The sequence below is a fragment of the Chryseobacterium turcicum genome, assembly GCF_021010565.1.
Taxonomy (GTDB): domain Bacteria; phylum Bacteroidota; class Bacteroidia; order Flavobacteriales; family Weeksellaceae; genus Chryseobacterium; species Chryseobacterium turcicum.
Map to the genome: position 1 here is coordinate 1,602,710 of NZ_JAJNAY010000001.1, position 20,299 is coordinate 1,623,008.

General features: G+C 33.2%; 16 protein-coding genes. 12 read left to right on the forward strand and 4 right to left on the reverse strand.

Translation table 11 applies throughout. From position 1 onward, the window contains the following. The first annotated feature begins 229 nt into the window (after positions 1 to 229). Positions 230 to 2,224: a S9 family peptidase gene (locus LO744_RS07275; RefSeq protein WP_230668425.1), complete on the forward strand. Its 1,995-nt coding sequence runs from the start codon at positions 230 to 232 to the stop codon at positions 2,222 to 2,224. Positions 2,225 to 2,305: 81 nt separating this feature from the next. Beyond that, complete coding sequence (locus LO744_RS07280; RefSeq protein WP_230668426.1) at positions 2,306 to 2,794, forward strand: DNA-deoxyinosine glycosylase; 489 nt, start codon at positions 2,306 to 2,308, stop codon at positions 2,792 to 2,794. Positions 2,795 to 2,871: 77 nt separating this feature from the next. Here the strand turns inward: LO744_RS07280 and LO744_RS07285 are convergent, their stop codons facing one another. Beyond that, complete coding sequence (locus LO744_RS07285) at positions 2,872 to 3,564, reverse strand: AIM24 family protein (RefSeq protein WP_230668427.1); 693 nt, start codon at positions 3,562 to 3,564, stop codon at positions 2,872 to 2,874. 202 nt (positions 3,565 to 3,766) lie between these two features. Here LO744_RS07285 and queA point away from each other — a divergent pair, with 202 nt between their 5' ends. From queA to LO744_RS07305, 4 genes are all read left to right on the forward strand, one after another. Then, the gene (queA, locus tag LO744_RS07290; protein ID WP_230668428.1) at positions 3,767 to 4,816 is read left to right on the forward strand and encodes a tRNA preQ1(34) S-adenosylmethionine ribosyltransferase-isomerase QueA; all 1,050 of its coding nucleotides are present in this window, start codon (positions 3,767 to 3,769) and stop codon (positions 4,814 to 4,816) included. A 71-nt stretch (positions 4,817 to 4,887) separates the two neighbouring features. Beyond that, the gene (gene rlmN / locus LO744_RS07295; protein WP_230670507.1) at positions 4,888 to 5,922 is read left to right on the forward strand and encodes a 23S rRNA (adenine(2503)-C(2))-methyltransferase RlmN; all 1,035 of its coding nucleotides are present in this window, start codon (positions 4,888 to 4,890) and stop codon (positions 5,920 to 5,922) included. 429 nt (positions 5,923 to 6,351) lie between these two features. After that, positions 6,352 to 7,230 carry a hypothetical protein gene (locus LO744_RS07300; protein ID WP_230668429.1) on the forward strand — a complete coding sequence of 293 codons (879 nt, stop codon included), beginning with the start codon at positions 6,352 to 6,354 and terminating at the stop codon, positions 7,228 to 7,230. Positions 7,231 to 7,523: 293 nt separating this feature from the next. Beyond that, complete coding sequence (locus LO744_RS07305) at positions 7,524 to 8,501, forward strand: polyprenyl synthetase family protein (protein ID WP_230668430.1); 978 nt, start codon at positions 7,524 to 7,526, stop codon at positions 8,499 to 8,501. A 248-nt stretch (positions 8,502 to 8,749) separates the two neighbouring features. Here the strand turns inward: LO744_RS07305 and LO744_RS07310 are convergent, their stop codons facing one another. After that, a complete protein-coding gene (locus LO744_RS07310; protein ID WP_230668431.1) occupies positions 8,750 to 9,046 on the reverse strand; it encodes a hypothetical protein in 297 nt (98 codons plus the stop codon). A 138-nt stretch (positions 9,047 to 9,184) separates the two neighbouring features. Between LO744_RS07310 and LO744_RS07315 the strand changes: the two genes are divergently transcribed. The 3 genes from LO744_RS07315 to LO744_RS07325 all read left to right on the forward strand — a co-directional run bounded on the left by LO744_RS07315 (position 9,185) and on the right by LO744_RS07325 (position 12,948). Beyond that, positions 9,185 to 11,617, forward strand: coding sequence for an alpha-ketoacid dehydrogenase subunit alpha/beta (locus tag LO744_RS07315; RefSeq protein ID WP_230668432.1), 2,433 nt, complete (start codon positions 9,185 to 9,187; stop codon positions 11,615 to 11,617). A 97-nt stretch (positions 11,618 to 11,714) separates the two neighbouring features. Next, the gene (locus tag LO744_RS07320) at positions 11,715 to 12,200 is read left to right on the forward strand and encodes a toxin-antitoxin system YwqK family antitoxin (protein ID WP_230668433.1); all 486 of its coding nucleotides are present in this window, start codon (positions 11,715 to 11,717) and stop codon (positions 12,198 to 12,200) included. Positions 12,201 to 12,213: 13 nt separating this feature from the next. After that, positions 12,214 to 12,948 carry a class I SAM-dependent methyltransferase gene (locus LO744_RS07325; RefSeq protein WP_230668434.1) on the forward strand — a complete coding sequence of 245 codons (735 nt, stop codon included), beginning with the start codon at positions 12,214 to 12,216 and terminating at the stop codon, positions 12,946 to 12,948. 26 nt (positions 12,949 to 12,974) lie between these two features. Here the strand turns inward: LO744_RS07325 and LO744_RS07330 are convergent, their stop codons facing one another. After that, positions 12,975 to 13,364: a winged helix-turn-helix transcriptional regulator gene (locus LO744_RS07330; RefSeq protein WP_230668435.1), complete on the reverse strand. Its 390-nt coding sequence runs from the start codon at positions 13,362 to 13,364 to the stop codon at positions 12,975 to 12,977. A 539-nt stretch (positions 13,365 to 13,903) separates the two neighbouring features. Between LO744_RS07330 and LO744_RS07335 the strand changes: the two genes are divergently transcribed. Next, a complete protein-coding gene (locus LO744_RS07335; RefSeq protein ID WP_230668436.1) occupies positions 13,904 to 14,965 on the forward strand; it encodes an NADH:flavin oxidoreductase in 1,062 nt (353 codons plus the stop codon). 463 nt (positions 14,966 to 15,428) lie between these two features. On the opposite strand, the gene LO744_RS07340 is transcribed toward LO744_RS07335, so the two are convergent. Beyond that, positions 15,429 to 16,631 carry a C1 family peptidase gene (locus tag LO744_RS07340; protein ID WP_230668437.1) on the reverse strand — a complete coding sequence of 401 codons (1,203 nt, stop codon included), beginning with the start codon at positions 16,629 to 16,631 and terminating at the stop codon, positions 15,429 to 15,431. 556 nt (positions 16,632 to 17,187) lie between these two features. Between LO744_RS07340 and LO744_RS07345 the strand changes: the two genes are divergently transcribed. Further along, positions 17,188 to 17,706, forward strand: coding sequence for an RNA polymerase sigma factor (locus LO744_RS07345; protein WP_230668438.1), 519 nt, complete (start codon positions 17,188 to 17,190; stop codon positions 17,704 to 17,706). 10 nt (positions 17,707 to 17,716) lie between these two features. After that, positions 17,717 to 20,236, forward strand: a complete 2,520-nt coding sequence (locus LO744_RS07350) for a vWA domain-containing protein (protein WP_230668439.1) — start codon at positions 17,717 to 17,719, stop codon at positions 20,234 to 20,236. Positions 20,237 to 20,299 lie beyond the last annotated feature (63 nt).

Consider the following 20,299-nt stretch of genomic DNA (forward strand, 5'->3'; position numbering starts at 1 on the left):
TGTTAATAGAAAAATGAAATTACCCAAAACAAAGCTCCAGAGGATCGATCTATCGATTCACACTATTAACATTGAGTTTGTCAATTTGTTTATTGTTTTAATCGGACAACAATGAAACTGAATATTAAATTTGAAGTTTAAACACATTTACATAACTTTGGCAATCTTTGAACAATAATGAACTGAGGAGATATAAAAATCCCGAAAGTTTATAAAAATAGTACAGAATATGAAATTGAAGTACAGTCTGCTCGCTTTGGCAGCGCCTTTCTTAATGAATGCACAACAACTCATGACACCTGAAATTCTTTGGACTTTGAAAAAAGTTGGAGTACAGGCTGTCTCACCAGATCAATCATTACTGATTTATAAAGTCGGACAGGTTGATTTAAAAACTGAAAAAACAAAAAACGAAAACTATTTCCTGAATGTTATCAATAATCAGTCTTCAAAAATTGATTTAGGTAAGAAGGCTTTAGTTCAGTGGGATAAAAACGGACTTTACGCTCAGGAAGGTGACAAAATTTATCTTTCAAAAGACAGTGGAAAAACCTGGACAGAATTTTACACCATCGGTGAAGTAGATAATATCGTTATTTCTCCGGATGGAAAAACAATAGCTTTCAGCAAGCAGGTTTTGGTAGAAAAGCTAATGGGGAAAGATAAATATGCAGACACTCCAAAAACGACTGCGCAAGTTTATACAGACCTGAATCACAGACACTGGGATTATTTTAATGAAGGAAAATACAATCACGTATTTGTAGTTAATACTTCTTCAAATGTAGATTCTGCAAAAGATTTATTGGAAGGGAAAACGTGGGATTCTCCGCAAAGACCTTTTGGTGGAGCGGAAGACTTCGTCTTTAGTCCGGATTCTTCAAAACTTTTATATGTTACAAAACCTAAAAGTGGGAAAGAATATTCTACAAGCACTAATACAGACATTTTTGCGTACGATTTAGTTTCAGCAACAACAAAAAATTTAACTGAAGGAATGATGGGTTACGATGTGAATCCAAAATTTTCTCCTGATGGAAAATGGCTGTTGTGGCAAAGTATGGAGCGAGAAGGCTATGAAGCTGATAAAAATGACATTGTTGTCATGGACTGGAAAACCGGTGCAAAAAGCAATATGACAGGGAACTGGGACGAAAGTGTAACTGGAACAACGTTTTGGAGCAGCGATTCTAAAAGTATCTATTTTAACGCAGCGTTTCGTGGAACCGTTCAGTTGTTTTCTGTTGACCTTAAGAATGCAAAAGTTAGTCAGATTACAAAAGGAAATTTTGATGTAAGTGATATTTTTGCAGAAGTAAAAAAATCACTTTTAGTTTCAAAAACAGATATCAATCACGGTGCAGAATTATTCTCAGTAAATCTTAAAAACGGAGAATTATCGCAGGTTACTGATGTCAATAAAGCTACTTATGCAAAACTAGCACAAGGAAAGTCTGAGTTGAAAATGGTGAAAACTTCAGACGGAAAAGAAATGGGCGTTTGGTTTCACTATCCGCCAAACTTCGATCCGAACAAAAAATATCCAACTTTAGTGTATTGCCAAGGAGGTCCACAGTCTGGGTTAACTCAATTTTTCAGCACAAGATGGAACTTTGCACTAATGGCAGCGAATGGTTACGTTGTTGTTGCACCAAACCGTCGCGGAATGCCGGGTTGGGGAACAAAATGGAATGAAGAAATCTCAAGAGATTGGGGTGGACAACCGATGAGAGATTATTTGGCAGCTACGGATTATGCCAAAACTTTACCTTATGTAGATGGTGAAAGAGTTGCTGCAGTTGGAGCAAGTTACGGTGGTTACAGCGTATTTATGTTAGCCGGAATTCATGAGAATAGATTCAAAACATTCATTGCTCATGATGGATTGTTTGATATGAAATCTTGGTATTTAACAACAGAAGAATTGTGGTTTGCAAACTGGGATTTGGGTTCTCCTTGGGAAAAGCCTCTTCCAAAAGCATATACAGAATTTAACCCAAGCAATTTTGTTGATAAATGGAATAAGCCAATTATGATTTTCCAAGGTGGAATTGACTTTAGAGTAGGATATGAGCAAGGTCAGGAAGCTTTCCAGGCAGCAAGACTGAGAGGCCTGAAATCAAAATTAGTATATTTTCCTAACGAAAATCACTGGGTTCTTCATCCGCAAAACGGCTTAGTTTGGCAGAGAGAATTTTTTGATTGGTTGAAAGAAACTTTATAAAATATCAATAGGAGCGGGCTTTAGCCCGCTTTTTGTTTTAAATATTCAAAAGGCTTTCGCCAAAATTTATATATTTGAATCATGCAAAACAGAATCTCGTCATTTCCACCGTTTATTGATGGAAAATCTAAAATTTTAATTTTAGGCTCTATTCCCGGTGTAAAATCTCTCGAAAAGCAACAATATTATGCACATCCACAAAATAAATTCTGGAAAATTATTTTTGAGTTGTTTAATGAAAAATTTACAGAAGATTATGTTGAAAGAATAAAGATTTTAAAGAAAAATCACATTGCAATTTGGGATGTCATCGATTCTTGTGAAAGAAAAGGAAGTTTAGATTCTGAGATTAAAAACGAAGAAGCCAATCAAATTGAAGAATTATTAGAAAATCATCCTAATATTCAGGCAATATTTTGCAATGGTGGAAAATCTTATAAAAATTTGCAGAAATTATTAGGCAAAAACTTTAGAGTTCCGATTTACTTATTGCCTTCTACAAGCCCGCTCCACACCATTTCTTATGAAAGAAAATTTGAAGATTGGAAAAAAATATTGGAGTTCTTTTGAGTAATAATTGAAACAAAAGCAAGAATCTAAAATCCTTGCTTTCAATATTTAAAATTACCAATTGAATATAATTTACTTTACTTATCAATCCTATAAACCTCCTCATAAGGCTGAATCAAAACCCAGCCATTTCCGGAAAATTTCATCTGAAACTCTTCGCCGCTTCCTCTTCCGATTAAACTTTTAAAAGAAACATTGGTTTTTAGTTCAGGACTTAGATTACCAGACCAGGCCACGGTTGCATTTGGGTCTGTAAAAACCGGCGCATCTGGAGTTACCAATAAAGTTAAAGGTTCGCCATGAGTAGTTATCGCAATATGTCCTGTTCCGGAAAGCTTTATCTGAAATAATCCACCCGACATTACTCCGGCAACGCTTTTTAGCATCGTGATGTCACTTTTTATGGTTTGTTCGTGTGCCAAAACGTCATTTCCGTTCACGCAAATTGTTTCGTTATTGAGGTATAGAATTCTTACTTTTTTGCCGTCATCTGCCACATAGAGTTTACCGGTGCCTTCTGCTTTCATCAGTTTGGTGCCTTCTCCACTGATGGCTTTTTTTAATAAATTTCCAAGTCCACCAGAAAGCATTCCTTGTCTTTCAAAATTAATATTTCCTATATAACCTACCATACTTCCTGTTTTTGTCCAGACTGCTTGGTTATTTAAGTTAATTTCTAAAAGTGCTGGTTTTTCAAGCTCGAAATAATCTCTTTCAAGAGGGTTTTCTTTTGTTTCATAGACAAAAGATTCAATAGAATATTTGCTCATCGTTTACTATTTTGATTAAGCCAAAATAATCATTTTTTTATTGATAATATCTTGAAAATAATAAAATTTAGGCTCCGTAACCACCATGAATAAAGAGGAGTAAAATAAACACTTGACAAAGGGGTATAGAATGTTGTATATTTGCACCTCGAAAATTACACCATGTAATTTTACATAAATTTTTAAACCGTAATTTAAAATAATGAAAACATCCGATTTTAATTTCGACCTTCCTGAAGAATTGTTGGCAGAATATCCTTCAGAGCATAGAGATGAAGCTAGATTAATGGTTCTTGACAGAAAAACGCAAACTATTGAGCACAAATTGTTCAAAGATGTGGTAGATTATTTTGATGAGAAAGATCTTTTCATCTTTAATAATACTAAAGTTTTTCCTGCTCGTTTGTATGGAAATAAAGAAAAAACCGGAGCTAAAATTGAAGTTTTCTTATTAAGAGAGCTTGATAAAGAAACTCGTGTTTGGGATGTTTTGGTAGATCCTGCAAGAAAAATAAGAATTGGTAACAAATTATTCTTTACGGAAGATGAATCTTTGGTTGCTGAGGTAATTGATAATACAACTTCAAGAGGTAGAACTTTAAGATTCTTATTCGATGGTTCTTATGAAGAATTTAGATCTAAATTAAAAGATTTAGGAGAAACACCACTTCCGAAGTATATCAAAAGAGAAGTAGAGCCGGAAGATGCTGAAAGATATCAGACGATTTATGCAAAAGTAGAAGGAGCGGTAGCAGCACCAACTGCAGGTTTGCATTTCTCTAAGCATTTGATGAAGAAATTAGAAATCAAAGGAATCGATTTTGCTGAGGTAACACTTCATGTAGGATTAGGAACTTTTAACCCAATCGAGGTAGAAGATTTGTCTAAACATAAAATGGAATCTGAAGAAGTGATCATTGATGAGAAAAATGCTGAAATCATCAACAGAGCAGTTCAGGAAAATAGAAGAGTTTGCGCAGTAGGTACGACTACGATGAGAGCAATTGAAACATCTGTTTCTTCAAACAGAAAAATCTCAGCTTTCGATGGTTGGACTAATAAATTCATCTATCCGCCACACGATTTTGGAATTGCTAATACAATGATTACCAATTTCCATACGCCAAAATCTACTTTAATGATGATGATTGCTGCATTTGCAGGAAAAGATTTCCTAATGCAAGCCTATGAAGAAGCCATAAAAGAAAAGTATAAATTTTATACTTATGGTGACGCAATGCTAATTATTTAATTAAGATATAAGGTAAAAGGTTGCAGATAGTAGTTATCTGCGACCTGAAACCTAAAATCTACAACCTTACAATGAAAGACATCCGTACATTATCACTCGACCAGCTTAAAGATTATTTTGGATCTTTAGGAGAAAAACCATTTCGTGCGAAACAGGTTTATGATTGGTTGTGGAGCAAAAATCTGCATTCAATAGAGGAGATGACGAATCTTTCAAAGCAGCTTCGGGATAAAATTTCTGAAGAATATACCATTAATCCAGTTTCTGTAGATCAGCTTCAGAAAAGTACAGACGGAACTATTAAAAACGGAGTGAAACTTCACGACGGTTTATTGGTAGAATCTGTTTTAATTCCTACAGAAACCAGAACAACAGCCTGTGTTTCTTCACAAGTAGGATGTTCTTTAAACTGCGAATTTTGTGCAACGGCAAGACTCAAAAGAATGAGAAATCTTGAGGTTGCAGAAATCGTAGATCAGGTGGCCTTAATCGACAGCCAAAGTAAAATGTATTTCAACAGACCGCTTACCAATATTGTTTTTATGGGAATGGGTGAGCCAATGATGAATTACAAAAATGTGGTGGAAGCCATCAGAAAAATCACTCAGCCGGAAGGTTTGGGAATGTCACCTAGAAGAATTACCGTTTCTACATCCGGAATTCCAAAGATGATAAAAATGCTTGCAGATGATGAATTACGTGTAAAATTGGCGTTGTCACTTCACTCAGCAATAGAATCTAAGCGTAACGAAATTATGCCGTTCTCGGATAAATTTCCGTTGACTGATATTATGGAATCTCTTCAGTATTGGTACAAAAAAACAGGCTCAGTAGTTACTTTTGAATATTGTGTCTGGAAAGGTATCAATGACGGAGATGAAGATATTAAAGCTTTAATTAAATATTGCAAGCAGATTCCTTCTAAAGTTAATTTGATTCAATATAATCCTATTGGTGACGGAAAATACGACCAATGCAACAAAAAGGCAGAAGACAACTATGTTCGTCAGCTTGAAAATGCCGGAATTACCGTTATGATTCGTAAAAGTCGTGGTGGTGATATTGATGCAGCTTGTGGGCAATTGGCCAATAAAGAAACACAATAATTCTATTTAATTCTTTTTTATAAATACTTTTCGCTACGCTAAAATTTTTGAATATCCATTATTTGCTATAATATTTAATTTGACGCGAAGACAAAGAATTTTAAATCTTGGTTGTTTTTAAGGTATACAAAGACGTAAACTTAACAAAGAAATAGAAAGTATTTTCAATGATGATGAATTTTTGATAATCATGTGGTAGTTTATTGATTATTAGGTATTTATTTTGTTTTTTTTTAAATGATTTGCAGATATTATTTAGCATAAAAGGGAACTACGAAGTGGTTCAATATTAATAACCTCGGGTGAAACCCGTGGTTGAATGTAAAGAATTTCCAGCGAACCACGAAGAGGTTCAATATTTTTTCTCTAACTACATAAATCTTCCATTCCTTAACAATTCATTCATATCAAAAACCTTATTTTTGCTAAATGAAGAAGGTTTTTTTATTACTTATTTTCAGTTTTTCTATTATTTCTAATGCTCAGCAGGCAGAAATTTTTAAGCTTAAAAAATATAGAATTGCAGTCCTCAATGACTCGATTCAGGAGACTTCAGGATTGAATTTTTTTGATGGAAAACTATACACTTTCAACGACAGCGGAAATCCTGCAGAATTGTACGAAATCGATAAAAATTCAGGAAAAATTCTAAAAGTTTTAAAGACAAATGCCGAAAATAAAGATTGGGAAGCATTAACCAATGACGGCAAAAACTTCTACATCGGTGATTTTGGAAACAATGCTGGAACTCGGAAACATTTGAAAATTTATAAAATTCCTTTTCAAAACAATCAACTGCAAAATGATTTAATGAAAACGATTTTGTTTTACTATCCTGAGCAAAATGATTTTACTTCAAGAAATATCAATACAGATTTCGATTTAGAATCGATGATTTATTTAAATGGTAAAATTCATATTTTCACTAAAGAATGGGCTTCAAAATCTACGACACATTACATTCTTGACCCTGAAAATTCTGAAAATCAAGCTGCTGAAAAAGTAGAATCTTACAAAACAGGTTTTATGATAAGTGATGCTTATTATTTTGATAAAAAGCTTTATGTAGTAGGGTATACCAAGAAAACCGAAGTCTTTTTAAACGTTTTTTATGAGTCTGAACCCGGAATATTTTTCAAAGAAAAACCAAGACATCTTTATTTAGGAAGTGCTTTAACAATCGGTCAGATTGAAGGAATTGCGGTTGACGAAACGGGAGTTTATATTTCCGGAGAAAAATTCCATTCACCTATCAAAAATACTCAGTCATTTTTCTATTTTATCCCCAAAGAAAAACTCCAACTTTAATTGCTAGGTATGTTTAAACTTTGATTAAAAATATGCTTGTTGGAAAACGCAAAGACGCAAAGTTTTTATTAATTTATACTCTTTAAGGCGCAAGAAAATCAAAGATTTTCAGCAAGACTGGATAATTAAATTTTATCTGTGATAAAATCTTTGCGCCTTAAGACAGTATTTAAAGAATTTATTGCGCCTTTGCGACGACCAACCATCAAGTTTAAAGATTCTATTTGTTAAAATTGGCGGAAAAAAATTATCTTTGTGAGAATTAATAAATACTCACCCATCATTCTTACTTCGTGGCAAACATTGTAGAAGAAATCAAGCAGCCGATTAATGAGGAAATGAAACTTTTTGAACAGAAGTTTTACGAATCTATGCAGAGCAGAGTTGCTTTACTCGATAAAGTAACCCGTTTTATAGTTACCACAAAAGGGAAACAGATGCGCCCGATGTTTGTGTTTCTGTGTGCAAAATTAATAGGAGAAGTCAACGAAAAAACATATCGTGGCGCTTCAATGATTGAATTGATTCATACCGCAACTTTGGTACATGATGATGTAGTAGATGAGAGCTTTAAACGTCGTAATTTCTTTTCTATCAATGCATTGTGGAAGAATAAGATTGCGGTTTTAGTGGGAGATTTCTTACTTTCAAAAGCCGTTTTACTTTCTACAGACCATAAAGATTACGATTTGCTTTCTGTGATTTCCAGAACCATCAGAGAAATGTCTGAAGGAGAGCTTCTTCAATTGGAAAAAGCCAGAAAACTCGATATTACAGAAGATGTTTATTACGAAATTATACGCCAGAAAACAGCGACTTTAATTGCTGCCTGTTGCGAGATTGGAGCTTTGTCAAATAATGCTGATGAAAATTTAGCAAAAAAAATGATGCAGTTTGGAACGTATACCGGAATGGCTTTTCAGATTAAAGATGATTTATTCGATTATTTAAGTTCAAACGTCATCGGAAAACCTGTTGGAATCGACATTAAAGAGCAAAAAATGACTTTACCTTTGATTCATACCTTAAAAATAGCCAACGAAACCGATAGAAAATATTATTTCAACACTATTAAACGTTATAATAACGACCAAAAACGTGTAAAAGAGCTCATTGCTTTTGTTAAAAGTTCGGGCGGTTTAGATTATGCCATCACCGTGATGAAAGATTTTCAACAAAAGGCTAAAGATATCCTTAACGAATTTCCAGATTCTCAGGTTAGACAGTCTTTACATAAAATGCTTGATTACGTTATCGAAAGAAAGTTTTAAAACATTCTTTTTGTTGATTTTAATTTTCGAAGATTTAAAGTAATATATGAATCAGCTCTATTAGCGAGATAACTCTTAAATATTGAGTTAGTAAGAATTTTTAAGAATCAATAAAATTGAATGAAGTAAACTGCTTAATAATCAATCTTGATAAATCTTAAAAAGTCTTAATTCTTTTTATTTTTAAAAATTAATTTCTTTAACGCTTTTAAAATTTTTATTTAGAATTTTTTGGATATTGTAAGGTTTTAATCTAAAATCATTGTTGTAATCATTATCACAGACAAAACAATACAAAATAAAGCGGTTAAAAATAAATAATCCGCAATCTGCTCGTACCTATTCTCTATCTTTTCCTTCTTTGACCTTATTGCCATAAACGAAAGGAAACTGCTGCATGCGAAAAGTACACACGCAACTCCTGCAAACTCATCTAAATAGGTATTGTGACTAGTTTTTGTGATTTTAAGTGAGGTGATAATCAGCATAGAAAAACCCAGTAAATTACTAGATGCATTCAGGATATGGGATGATTTTTTTTGCATTTCTTTATATTATGTAAAATTAAGATAGAATAATCTTGATTGTCAAATTTTTAAAAAACATTATTGAAAATTAAAATTAATATAAAAAGTGTATATTAGCAAAATACTTCATTAATAAAATTAATTTAATATTTGGCAATGCAAACAACCTATATTGAAACTCAACAGATTTCTTTTCAAGATTTTAAAAATCAAATACTTGAAGACTATAAGTTAGGAAGAATCTCTCGTGAAATGTCTTATTTGGGCAGAAGAGAAGTACTTACCGGAAAAGCTAAATTCGGTATTTTTGGAGACGGAAAAGAGCTTCCGCAGCTTGCAATGGCAAAAGTTTTCAAAAACGGAGATTTCCGTTCAGGATATTACAGAGATCAAACCTTTGCTTTGGCAGCAGATGCTTTGACGGTTGAAAGTTTCTTTGCTCAGTTATATGCTGATACAAGTGTAGAAAGAGAACCTGCTTCTGCGGGAAGACAGATGAACGGGCATTTTGCGACAAGAAGTTTAAATGAAGACGGAAGTTGGAAAGATTTAACAGCACAGAAAAATATTTCTTCTGATATTTCTCCTACAGCAGGTCAAATGCCTAGATTATTAGGATTAGCACAAGCTTCAAAAATATATAAAACCGTAAAATTTGACGGTTCTGAAAAATTCTCAAAAAAAGGGAATGAAATTGCTTTCGGAACAATTGGAGATGCTTCTACAGCAGAAGGTCACTTCTGGGAAACGTTGAATGCTGCTTGTGCGCTTCAGGTTCCTATGATTATTTCTATCTGGGATGACGGGTACGGAATTTCTGTTCCTACAAAAAACCAGAGAGCAAAAGCTGATATTTCTGAAATGTTGAGCGGTTTCCAAAGAAAAGAAGGCGAAAACCAAGGTTGTGAAATCATTCAGGTGAAAGCTTGGGATTATCCTGCATTGTTGGATGCTTATGCAAGAGCTGAGCATTTTGCAAGAACAGAATCTGTACCTGTAGTAGTGCATGTAATTGAAGTTACTCAGCCTCAAGGTCACTCAACTTCTGGTTCTCACGAAAGATATAAGAACGAAGAGCGTTTATCTTGGGAGTCTCAGTTTGATGGATTATTGAAATTCAGAGAATGGATTTTAAATTATTCAATCGAAATTGAAGGTAAAGAAGAAATTATTGCAAGCGTTGAAGAGCTTGATTTAATCGATGACGAGGCTAAAAAAACGGTAAAAGCCGGACAAAAAACGGCTTGGGAAAGTTACCAAAAAACAATCACAGATTTAATCGGTTCAGTATTACCTTTGGTTGAAAACTTGAAAGGACAGAATACTGAAATTGAAAACTATATCGGTCAGTTTAATAAACTGGTTTCAAAAGCGAAGAAAGATGCTTTCCATTTGGTGAGAAAATCTTTATTGGCTACAAGAGGAACAAATTCTGCAGAAAGAAGCCAATTGATGCAGAAATACAATGACATTTTTGAGGTTGAAAAAGACAATTATTCTTCTCACTTATATTCTCAGTCTCAGTGGAAAGCTGAAAACGTAAAAGAAATTAAACCTACTTATTCTGAAGCTTCTGAAGATGTAGATGGAAGAGTAGTCATTAGAAATAATTTCGATAAAATTTTCGAAAAATATCCTGAAACTTTAGTGTTTGGTGAAGATGCCGGAAATATCGGTGACGTAAACCAAGGTCTTGAAGGGATGCAGGAAAAATACGGTGACGTTCGTGTTGCCGATACAGGAATTCGTGAAGCGACAATTTTAGGTCAGGGAATCGGAATGGCAATGAGAGGTTTAAGACCCATCGCAGAAATTCAGTATTTAGACTATATTTTGTATTGTTTACAAGGAATGAGCGATGATTTGGCGACAGTTCAGTACAGAACAAAAGGTGGTCAGAAATCTCCTCTAATTATCAGAACAAGAGGTCATAGATTAGAAGGTGTTTGGCATTCAGGTTCGCCAATGGCGGGAATTTTAAATCTTTCAAAAGGTATTTTGGTATTAGTGCCAAGAAACTTGACGAAAGCTGCAGGATTCTACAATACCATGCTTCAAAGTGACGATCCTTCTATCATTGTTGAATGTCTAAACGGATACAGATTAAAAGAAAAACAGCCTGATAACTTAGGAGATTTTACAGTTCCTGTAGGGCAAATTGAAGTAACAAAAGAAGGAAAAGATGTTACGTTGGTAACTTACGGTTCAACTTGGAGAATTGTAATGGAAGCTGCTGAAGAACTAGAAAAATTAGGAATCTCTGCAGAAGTTATTGATGTTCAGTCATTAATTCCTTTCGATTTAACTCATGAAATTGCGGAATCTGTAAAGAAAACAAACAGATTGGTTGTCATCGACGAAGATGTAGAAGGTGGAACTTCAGCGTTTATTCTTCAACAGATTTTAGAAAAGCAAAAAGCGTTCAGATTTTTAGATTCAGATCCGTTAACAATTGCTGCAAACGACCACAGACCGGCGTATGCAAGTGATGGAGACTATTTCTCTAAACCATCTTCAGACGATATGGTTGAAAGAATTTACGCAATGTTTAATGAAACAAATCCTCAGAAATATCCTGCGATATTTTAATTGAGATTTTAGATAAATTTTGAAACCGCTTTCTTTTTGGAAGCGGTTTTTTTGTTTAAATAGCAAATTTAATATATCTTTAAATTTAAAATAAACCATGAAGAAGATGATTGCCACGTTGACTTTGTCAATTTGTACTTTTACTACTTTCAATTCTCAAAATATAAATTTGGATGAGTATGAAATTTACATCGGTGATACTTTAGTTGCTAAATCTGATTTTGTTAAATTTAGTAATAACCTAGCAGAAGAACGCTCAAAAAAGCTTCAATTTAAGCCTATAACTGATGGAACTAAAAAAGCTTATTTTTTTAATGGAAAATTATCTTCTAATGGAGTGATTAAAAACTTAAAGGAAAGTGGTTTTTGGGAATATTGGCATTCAAACGGGAAAAAAGCTCGTGAAGGTGAGTTTGTAGAGGGAAAACCAAATGGGGCTCATAAATATTGGTATGAAAACGGTGATTTAAGAGCAATTGGAAATTGGAAAAACGGTGTTTATGATGGGAAATGGGAGATGTATCAATTAAATAAAGAGAAAATTATTCAGATTTATAAAAATGGGAACTTAATTGAGGAATGAAAAATTTAGAAATATGAAAATCACAAAACTAGTAATCCTTTTCAATTACCAAAAAATAGTCTTAGGGCTTATTGTTGCTGTTATTCTTTTTATATTGTCATTTTGTATTAGTTCAGAGTTTTTTATTTTTTTATTCAGATTTTTTGGAATCCTTATTATTTTAAATATAATAGCTTCACTCGTTGCTTCCTATATTCTGTATGATAACTCTGATTTATATGAATTAAATAATCTAAAAGGAGTCGTAGATTGGAATAAAACGAAAAATGCTATTTTAGTTCATGCTAGTTTTGATCCTTTATCTAAAAGCCTGGAAGAAAAATATCCAAATTTAAATTTAACGGTTTGTGATATTTTTGAAAATCGTCACGAACAGGAAAAAGGAATTGAAACTTCAAAGAAAATATTTCCTCCGAATCCTAAAGAGATAAAAATTAACCCAAGTCAATTGCCTTTTGAAAATCAATCTCAAGATGTTATTCTAGCTGTAACTGCGCTTCATGAGATTCTAGATCACAATCAACGAGTTTTATTCTTTAAAGAAGCCAAAAGAGTTTTAAAAGACGGTGGCTTAATTATCGTTTCAGAACAGTTCAGAGATTTTACCAACTTTGTATTCTTTAATATTGGAGCTTTTCATTTTTTAAGTAAAAAACAATGGAAGAAAGCTATTTCTGAGGCAGGTTTGATGATTCTGAAGAATAAAAAAATTACTCCTTTTGCAAATATGCTAATTTTGAAAAGCTAAGAGAATAACTATTGAGTAAAAGAGCCTTAAACTACAACCTTTTCTACCTTCTTACTTTCCAAAAAAGTTTTACAATCTTTATCTTTAATCGGATCATAAACATGATATTTTGTTTCCCATTCTTCCAATTGATGAAAAATAGGTAAAAGTGCCAAACCTTTTTCAGTCAACGAATATTCTACTCTTGGCGGAAGTTCTTTAAACTCTTCACGGATAATCAACCCATCAGCTTGCATTTCTTTTAACTGATCAGTCAGAACTTTTCTTGAAATGACATTAATGCGCACGGCAAGTTCACCAAAACGCAGTTTTCGGTCTTTAATTACCAATACAATGATTGGTTTCCATTTGCTTCCTAATGCAGACATTGCTTTGCCCAAAGGACAACTGTATTCCATCAATTCGTTCTTTTTCATTGTAATTATTTCTAAAACTAATTAATATAAATATTTAACCACAAAAGGCACAAAAGTTTTATTCAGATACAAATTTCTAACTTTAATATTTTAAACCAGAAGTTCACAAAATAAAAAATCTTTGATTTTTTAACACTTAAGTGTTCTTATTTTCATACAATTATCAAACTTAAAATAACTTAAGTGTTTAATATTTATACCTTTTATGGTTAAAAACGGTTAAAGATTTAATGTAATCATAAAAGTATCAAAAGCTTTATTGTCTATTTTTTAAGTTCAATTAATCTAAAATTAAAGTTCGCAAAATAAAAAAATCTCTGATTTTTAAAACTTATGTGTTCTTATTTAAGTCTTATTATTTATCTTAAAATAATGAGCATAAAATCTTTTGTGACTTTTGTGGTTAAAAAAAATCAAACGTTACTTTCAGGTTACTAATGTAAGTTACTGCGAAGTTACCACTATTTTTTCATTGAAAGATACAAAAACAAACTATTATTAGTTACTTTGTGTAACAATTATAAATAAATACTTTAAAAATGAGTACAGAATCATTGTTTAAACCTTTTCAATACAAGAATTTAATACTAAAAAATAGAATAGTAATGGCTCCGATGACGAGAGCTCAATCTGATAACGGAGTTCCTACTCAGCAAATTGCAGATTATTATGCAAGAAGAGCTGCTTCAGAAGTTGGGTTGATTCTTTCTGAAGGTACGGTCATCAACAGACCGGGATCCAAAAACTTACAAAATATTCCTGATTTTTACGGAACAGAAGCATTAAACGGCTGGAAAAACGTGATTGATGCGGTTCATCAAAATGGTGGAAAAATGGGACCTCAGATTTGGCATGTTGGCGATACAAGAATGGCTGAAGATTATCCATTGGTTGATATGGAAAAAGCTTCTACCATGACTTTGGAAGATATTCAGGATACGATTGCTCAGTTTGCGGCTTCGGCAAAATCTGCAAAAAATTTAGGATTTGATGTTTTAGAAATTCATGGTGCACATGGTTATTTAATCGATCAGTTTTTCTGGGAAGTTACCAACACCAGAACCGATGAATACGGTGGAAAGACCCTAAAAGAGAGAAGTAAATTTGCTGTGGATGTAGTAAAAGCAATGAGAGCTGCAGTGGGAGAGGACTTTACGATTATCATCCGTCTTTCTCAGTGGAAACAACAGGACTATAAAAGCAGATTAGCTTTAAATCCTACAGAAATGGAAGATTGGTTGTTACCATTAAAAGAAGCTGGAGTTGATATTTTCCACTGTTCACAAAGACGTTTTTGGGAACCTGAATTTGAAGGTTCAGATTTAAACTTCGCAGGTTGGGCAAAAAAAATTACCGGACAACCAACAATTACCGTAGGTTCTGTAGGATTAAATGGTGATTTTATGGCGGCTTTTGCTGGAGAAGGTTCAGAAAAAGCAGACCTTAAAGAATTGGTAAGAAGACTTGACCGTGAAGATTTTGACCTTGTAGCAGTAGGACGTGCTTTGTTGAGCGATTATCAATGGGCAAAAAAAATAAAAGACGGCAGAGTAGAAGAGCTTACAGATTTTGCTGGGTCTAGTTTAGGAGTGCTTTATTAAACAAAAACTACAGTGAATTGCAGGTTTGCTTCGTGGTCAATTTATTATTTAAACTTTATTTCCACTTTTTACCTGAGAAGTAAAATAAGCAGTTCACTTTTATTTTATACATAATTTTACCTATAATTTTTTTAATTTTTAGAACCGTTTTCAATTTTTTGAAAGCGGTTTTTTTAATGTTTAATTTGTTTTAATGCTAAGTTCGCTAAGTTTTTCGTTATCACTTACTGCATATTTTTCGTTCGCAAAGGCACTTCGTTCAGCAAAAGACTAATTGCGTTCATCGCTGAGCGAAACGCCTTTACGAGCTAAGAATAATTTCAATGATTTAAAAAAAATTTGCGAACCTAACGTTAAAAATCCTTAGCTGATTTCTAAAATAAAACCGCCTGAATAAAATTCAGACGGTCTATTAACAAGTTTAAATATCTAAAATTGTCACCTAGTAGACAATAATGATTTCTTATAAACCAATACTTTTGCTTGGTTTCAGTTGTTTTCTGATGTTTTTCGGAATTGCATTTTTATGAACCAAAATAGCAGTTGATTTATACTCAACGTAAGGTCTAGTCACGTATAAATATCCTTCAAAATCATTGGTTACGCCCCAAGAATTTTTTACCATATAATATTCTTTACCAGACTGATCTTTTGCCAAACCTACGATGTGCATACCGTGGTCATCGGTTGTAGAAAGGTTATTCAACGCTTTCTGACGCATATCTTCAGTGATGGTTTTATCTTTTTTGGGTTCCGTAAATAAATTCTCTTTATTTTCTTTAGTAATTTGATCTAAATCTACATCAGGAACGTAAGCAACTCCATTTTTGTATGAGAAATAAGGTTCAGTCACATCTGTTGCCCAACCTACAGAATATCCTTTGTTTACTGCATTGTCTATAATGGCAGTCAGTTCATTCATCGGAATATTCCAGTCAGAATCATGGCTCCAGTTATCAGGGATTGGAACTACAAATTTTTGGTAATAAGGATAGTCTTTGTAAGAAGACAACTCCACATAATCTTCAGGATTAATTCCTACCACTTCTTTAGCAAAAGTTTTTGGAGTATAATTTTTCCCTTCATAGGTAAAGTTAGCAGGTACTTTTCCTAAATATTCATCTAAAATAGCATCTACTGAAGCCATCCAGTTATCAGAAAGTTTCCCTTTTGAAGACGCTTCAACTAAGCTGTCTAAAACCGGTTTTAATTTTCCCTGCATTTCTTTAAAATTATTTAAAGATTGTCCGGCTTTCAAACCTGTATAAGCTTCCTGCGGTACAGCACCGTATTTTTTGTACATATTTACCACATCGTGAAGCTCACCACCATCGCCCCAGCTGATTGCTCCGCTGTTTAATACGTATAATTTAGCTTTGTCATGATAAGAATTTCTAGCGGTAAAGATTTCTGCCAAATCAACGGGCTTTTTACCCATTCTCTGCATTTCAGACTCTAGGAAAGAATTCCCTGAATAGCTCCAACATGTTCCTGATGAACCCTGGTTTTTTACCGAAGTTGCACCCACATCTTTCAAAGTGGTAAACTGGAAATTGGCATGTTGAGACTGATTGTTTTTCAACTTGTTGATCAGGTCATCCTGAGCAAACATCATACTTCCTGCGCATAAAACAAAAAGTAATGACGCAAATCTTTTGTTTTTCATAAGTAACGAATCTATTTGTTTTAAAGATGATTTTGAAAATCTCAATGATGAATCAAATCAATTTTTATCAGCTTTAAATTATATTATAAATAGTCTGCAATGTTAAGGATATGTTACAATATATTATGTTAAAAAAGGGTTAAAATTGTGTTGGAGGAATTTTGAGTCGGAGAGTTTTAGTGTTTGAGAGTTGAAGGTTTCTATACAAACTAAGTGCGCTTTTACAAGTGAAACGGCTCTGTGAAACTTAAAAATATCTAACATTGAAAACTTTGTGTTCAATGTGTATTCATTTAAATCTAACAACTATTAATTGAGCTATCGAGTATTAGCGTTTTAGAGTTGAAGGTTTCTATAGAAACTAAGTGCGCTTTTACAAGTGAAACGGCTCTGTGAAACTTAAAAACATCTAACATTGAAAAAAACTTTGAGAACTTTGTGTTCAATTCTAATTCATTTAAATCAATCTGCAATATTTCATTATTTTTAAAAAAAGTTTATCATGTTTCCAACCTGTGAGAAATTTCCTGCATCTATAAGAGTATAAAGCTTGACTATGGAAAAAGAATTACTGATAGAATGTCAACGGAACGACCGCAATGCACAGCGGAAAGTTTATGAAAAAATGGCGGGCAAGCTGTACTCAGTCTGCAAACGCTATCTGAAAAACGATGAAGATATCGAAGAAGTATTGGCAGATACTTTTTATAAAATCTTTACAAAGCTAAACCAACTGCAAAATCATGATATTTTTGAAGCTTGGGCAAGAAAAATTGCGGTGAATGAATGTCTGCAGAAATTAAGAAGTATGAAAGCGCTTGATGTTTCGTTAGATGAAGATTTTGTAGAATCAACAAGTTTTTCAACCGACAGTATTTCGTTTGAAAAAGATATTTTGAAACTCCTAAATTTTCTTCCGGAAGGCTGCAGAGCAATTTTCAATCTTTTCGCAATTGAAGGCTATCCACACAAAGAGATTGCAACGATGCTTTCCATCAGCGAAGGAACCTCAAAATCTCAACTGAATTTTGCAAGGAAAAAACTTCAGGAATTATTGGTCAATCACAACATTTAAACTTTACACAATGGAAAATAATCACGATATAGATAAAAAATTCAATGAGGCTTCTCAATCTTTGGAAGAGCCTGCGACTTTTCCGGGTTTTGATAAAGTTTGGGCTACCATTGAAGAAAAATTAGATAAAAAAGTAGATAAAAAGAGAATCATCCCAATTTGGTTTCCTTATGGAATTGCTGCGAGTTTAATCATCGGTTTGGGAGCATTTTATTTTATTAATAAAAATAATATTTCTGAAATTAATAAACCTGCAGTTGCTCATAATACGGTTTCCTTAAAGGTAAATTCAGTTGTTCAGACGATTGATAGTACCGTGAAATCGAATCTTGAGAAAGAAATTCATGCACAAAAGAAAATTCAAAAGCCAGAAGTTTTAGTGTATAATAATGTTTTTCCTGTACCTACAATTTCTCCTATTTATCATAATGAAATGCCACCGCCGAGTTCAAATGTTGCAAAAGGAGATGTGGTTTATAGGGAGCCAGACCATGATGGAATTTTGGATAGAGATGATAAAGAAACTAAAATTGAAGAGGTTGTGGTTACAGGTTATAGAGCTGTGAAAAAACAATCTTATACTTCAAGTGCTAGTTCAATAAAATCTACAGAAGTTGTAGGAAATTCTCCATCTAGTTCACAGGGTTATGTTAACTCATCCCCGATTATTGCAATGGGTGATTATACCAAAATGCCATATCAAAATTCTTCCCCAAATTACAATATCAGAAATGAGTTCAAACAAAATAATAACATTTCACAAGCTTTAGTTGGAAAAATTTCGGGTCTGCAAATTGCCCCAAACCTTGGAACTCCTGGTTCTTCTGATAAGATTATGATTAGAGGGATTGCTAGTCTTAATAATAGCTCAAATCCTTTATATGTTATCAACGGAAAAGTTTCAGACAGTAAAGCTCTTAGCAATTTAAATCCTAATACTATTGAAAGTGTTACAGTTTTAAAAGACGCTTCTGCAACTGCAATGTATGGTATCAGAGGCGGAAATGGAGTTATTGTTATTACAACCAAAAAACTTTCCCGAAAAGAAAAAAAAGCTTTTGAAAGACTTCAGAAAGTTCAGGATAGTATTAACGTTTCAAAACAAATTCAGAAACAAAACACCGAAGAATATGATGCTTTTGTAGAAAATCCTTTTGAGTTGACAAAAAACCAATCGGTTTCTACCTTTTCAATTGATGTGGATAAAGCGGCGTACTCGAATATTCGCAGAATGATTAACAATGGAGAACATGTGAATAAAAATGCAGTAAGAATCGAAGAAATGATTAATTATTTTAAATATAATTATCCGCAACCGAAAAATAATGAGCCATTTTCGATTAATACAGAATACAACGATTCGCCATGGAATCCTAAACATAAATTACTGAAAATAGGTTTGCAGGGAAAAGAAATTCCAATGAATAAGCTTCCCAACTCAAATTTTGTTTTTCTGATTGATGTTTCAGGTTCTATGAACGAACAAAATAAATTACCGTTGCTAAAATCATCTTTTAAAGTGCTTTTAGACCAGTTAAGACCAACCGACAAAGTAGGAATTGTAGTTTATGCCGGAAGTGCCGGAATGGTTTTACCACCAACTTCAGCCAAAGAAAAAAACAAAATTATTGAAGCGTTAGATAAACTTCAGGCAGGTGGAAGTACAGCAGGTGGAGAAGGAATTGAACTGGCGTATAAATTGGCTCAGGAAAATTTTATTAAAAACGGAAACAACCGTGTCATCATCGCAACGGATGGAGATTTTAATGTGGGGGCTTCTTCAACAGGAGATTTGCAGACTTTGGTAGAAGAAAAAAGAAAATCGGGAGTCTTTCTTACCTGTTTAGGCTTTGGAATGGGAAATTTCAAAGATAATAGAATGGAAACTTTAGCCAACAAAGGAAACGGAAATTATGCCTACATCGACAATCTTCAGGAGGCCAATAAGTTTTTAGGAAAAGAGTTTGCGGGAAATATGTATGCTATCGCAAAAGATGTGAAAATTCAGATTGAATTTAACCCAAAATACGTGAAATCATATCGTTTGATAGGTTATGAAAACCGAAAACTGAAGAATGAAGATTTTACTAACGATAAAATTGATGCCGGAGAACTTGGAAGTGGACATACCGTAACGGCTTTATATGAGGTCATTCCGAATGATGTGAACTCTGAATTTTTACCTAAAGAAAATGATTTAAAATATACTAAAAACACAAGTGATGAAAATTTCAGTGATGAATTGGCAACCGTAAAATTCAGATATAAAAAACCGGATGGCGATACAAGTTCGGAAATTATTCAGGTGGTTAAAAATACAAACGAATCTTTTTCATCTTCAACTGATGATTTCAAATTTGCTTCTTCGGTTGCGTGGTTTGGTTTGGTTTTAAGAAATTCAGATTTAATTAAAAATAAAGATGTCAACGAAATTGAAAAGCTTGCTAAAAAAGGAAGAGGAAAAGACGAAGATGGCTACAGAGCAGAGTTTGTGAGATTGGTGGAGAGTTATAAAGCTCTTAAAAAGTAATTGAAAACAGACATTTTTTAAGATGTCTGTTTTATTTCAAATTAAACTTTCAAAAAATACTGA

Excerpts from the sequence above, each read along its gene's own strand:
- LO744_RS07275 (WP_230668425.1), top strand. The coding sequence starts at position 230 with ATGAAATTGAAGTACAGTCTGCTCGCTTTGGCAGCGCCTTTCTTAATG.
- LO744_RS07280 (WP_230668426.1), top strand. The coding sequence starts at position 2,306 with ATGCAAAACAGAATCTCGTCATTTCCACCGTTTATTGATGGAAAATCT.
- LO744_RS07285 (WP_230668427.1), bottom strand. The coding sequence starts at position 3,564 with ATGAGCAAATATTCTATTGAATCTTTTGTCTATGAAACAAAAGAAAAC.
- queA (WP_230668428.1), top strand. The coding sequence starts at position 3,767 with ATGAAAACATCCGATTTTAATTTCGACCTTCCTGAAGAATTGTTGGCA.
- rlmN (WP_230670507.1), top strand. The coding sequence starts at position 4,888 with ATGAAAGACATCCGTACATTATCACTCGACCAGCTTAAAGATTATTTT.
- LO744_RS07300 (WP_230668429.1), top strand. The coding sequence starts at position 6,352 with ATGAAGAAGGTTTTTTTATTACTTATTTTCAGTTTTTCTATTATTTCT.
- LO744_RS07310 (WP_230668431.1), bottom strand. The coding sequence starts at position 9,046 with ATGCAAAAAAAATCATCCCATATCCTGAATGCATCTAGTAATTTACTG.
- LO744_RS07315 (WP_230668432.1), top strand. The coding sequence starts at position 9,185 with ATGCAAACAACCTATATTGAAACTCAACAGATTTCTTTTCAAGATTTT.
- LO744_RS07320 (WP_230668433.1), top strand. The coding sequence starts at position 11,715 with ATGAAGAAGATGATTGCCACGTTGACTTTGTCAATTTGTACTTTTACT.
- LO744_RS07325 (WP_230668434.1), top strand. The coding sequence starts at position 12,214 with ATGAAAATCACAAAACTAGTAATCCTTTTCAATTACCAAAAAATAGTC.
- LO744_RS07330 (WP_230668435.1), bottom strand. The coding sequence starts at position 13,364 with ATGAAAAAGAACGAATTGATGGAATACAGTTGTCCTTTGGGCAAAGCA.
- LO744_RS07335 (WP_230668436.1), top strand. The coding sequence starts at position 13,904 with ATGAGTACAGAATCATTGTTTAAACCTTTTCAATACAAGAATTTAATA.
- LO744_RS07340 (WP_230668437.1), bottom strand. The coding sequence starts at position 16,631 with ATGAAAAACAAAAGATTTGCGTCATTACTTTTTGTTTTATGCGCAGGA.
- LO744_RS07345 (WP_230668438.1), top strand. The coding sequence starts at position 17,188 with ATGGAAAAAGAATTACTGATAGAATGTCAACGGAACGACCGCAATGCA.
- LO744_RS07350 (WP_230668439.1), top strand. The coding sequence starts at position 17,717 with ATGGAAAATAATCACGATATAGATAAAAAATTCAATGAGGCTTCTCAA.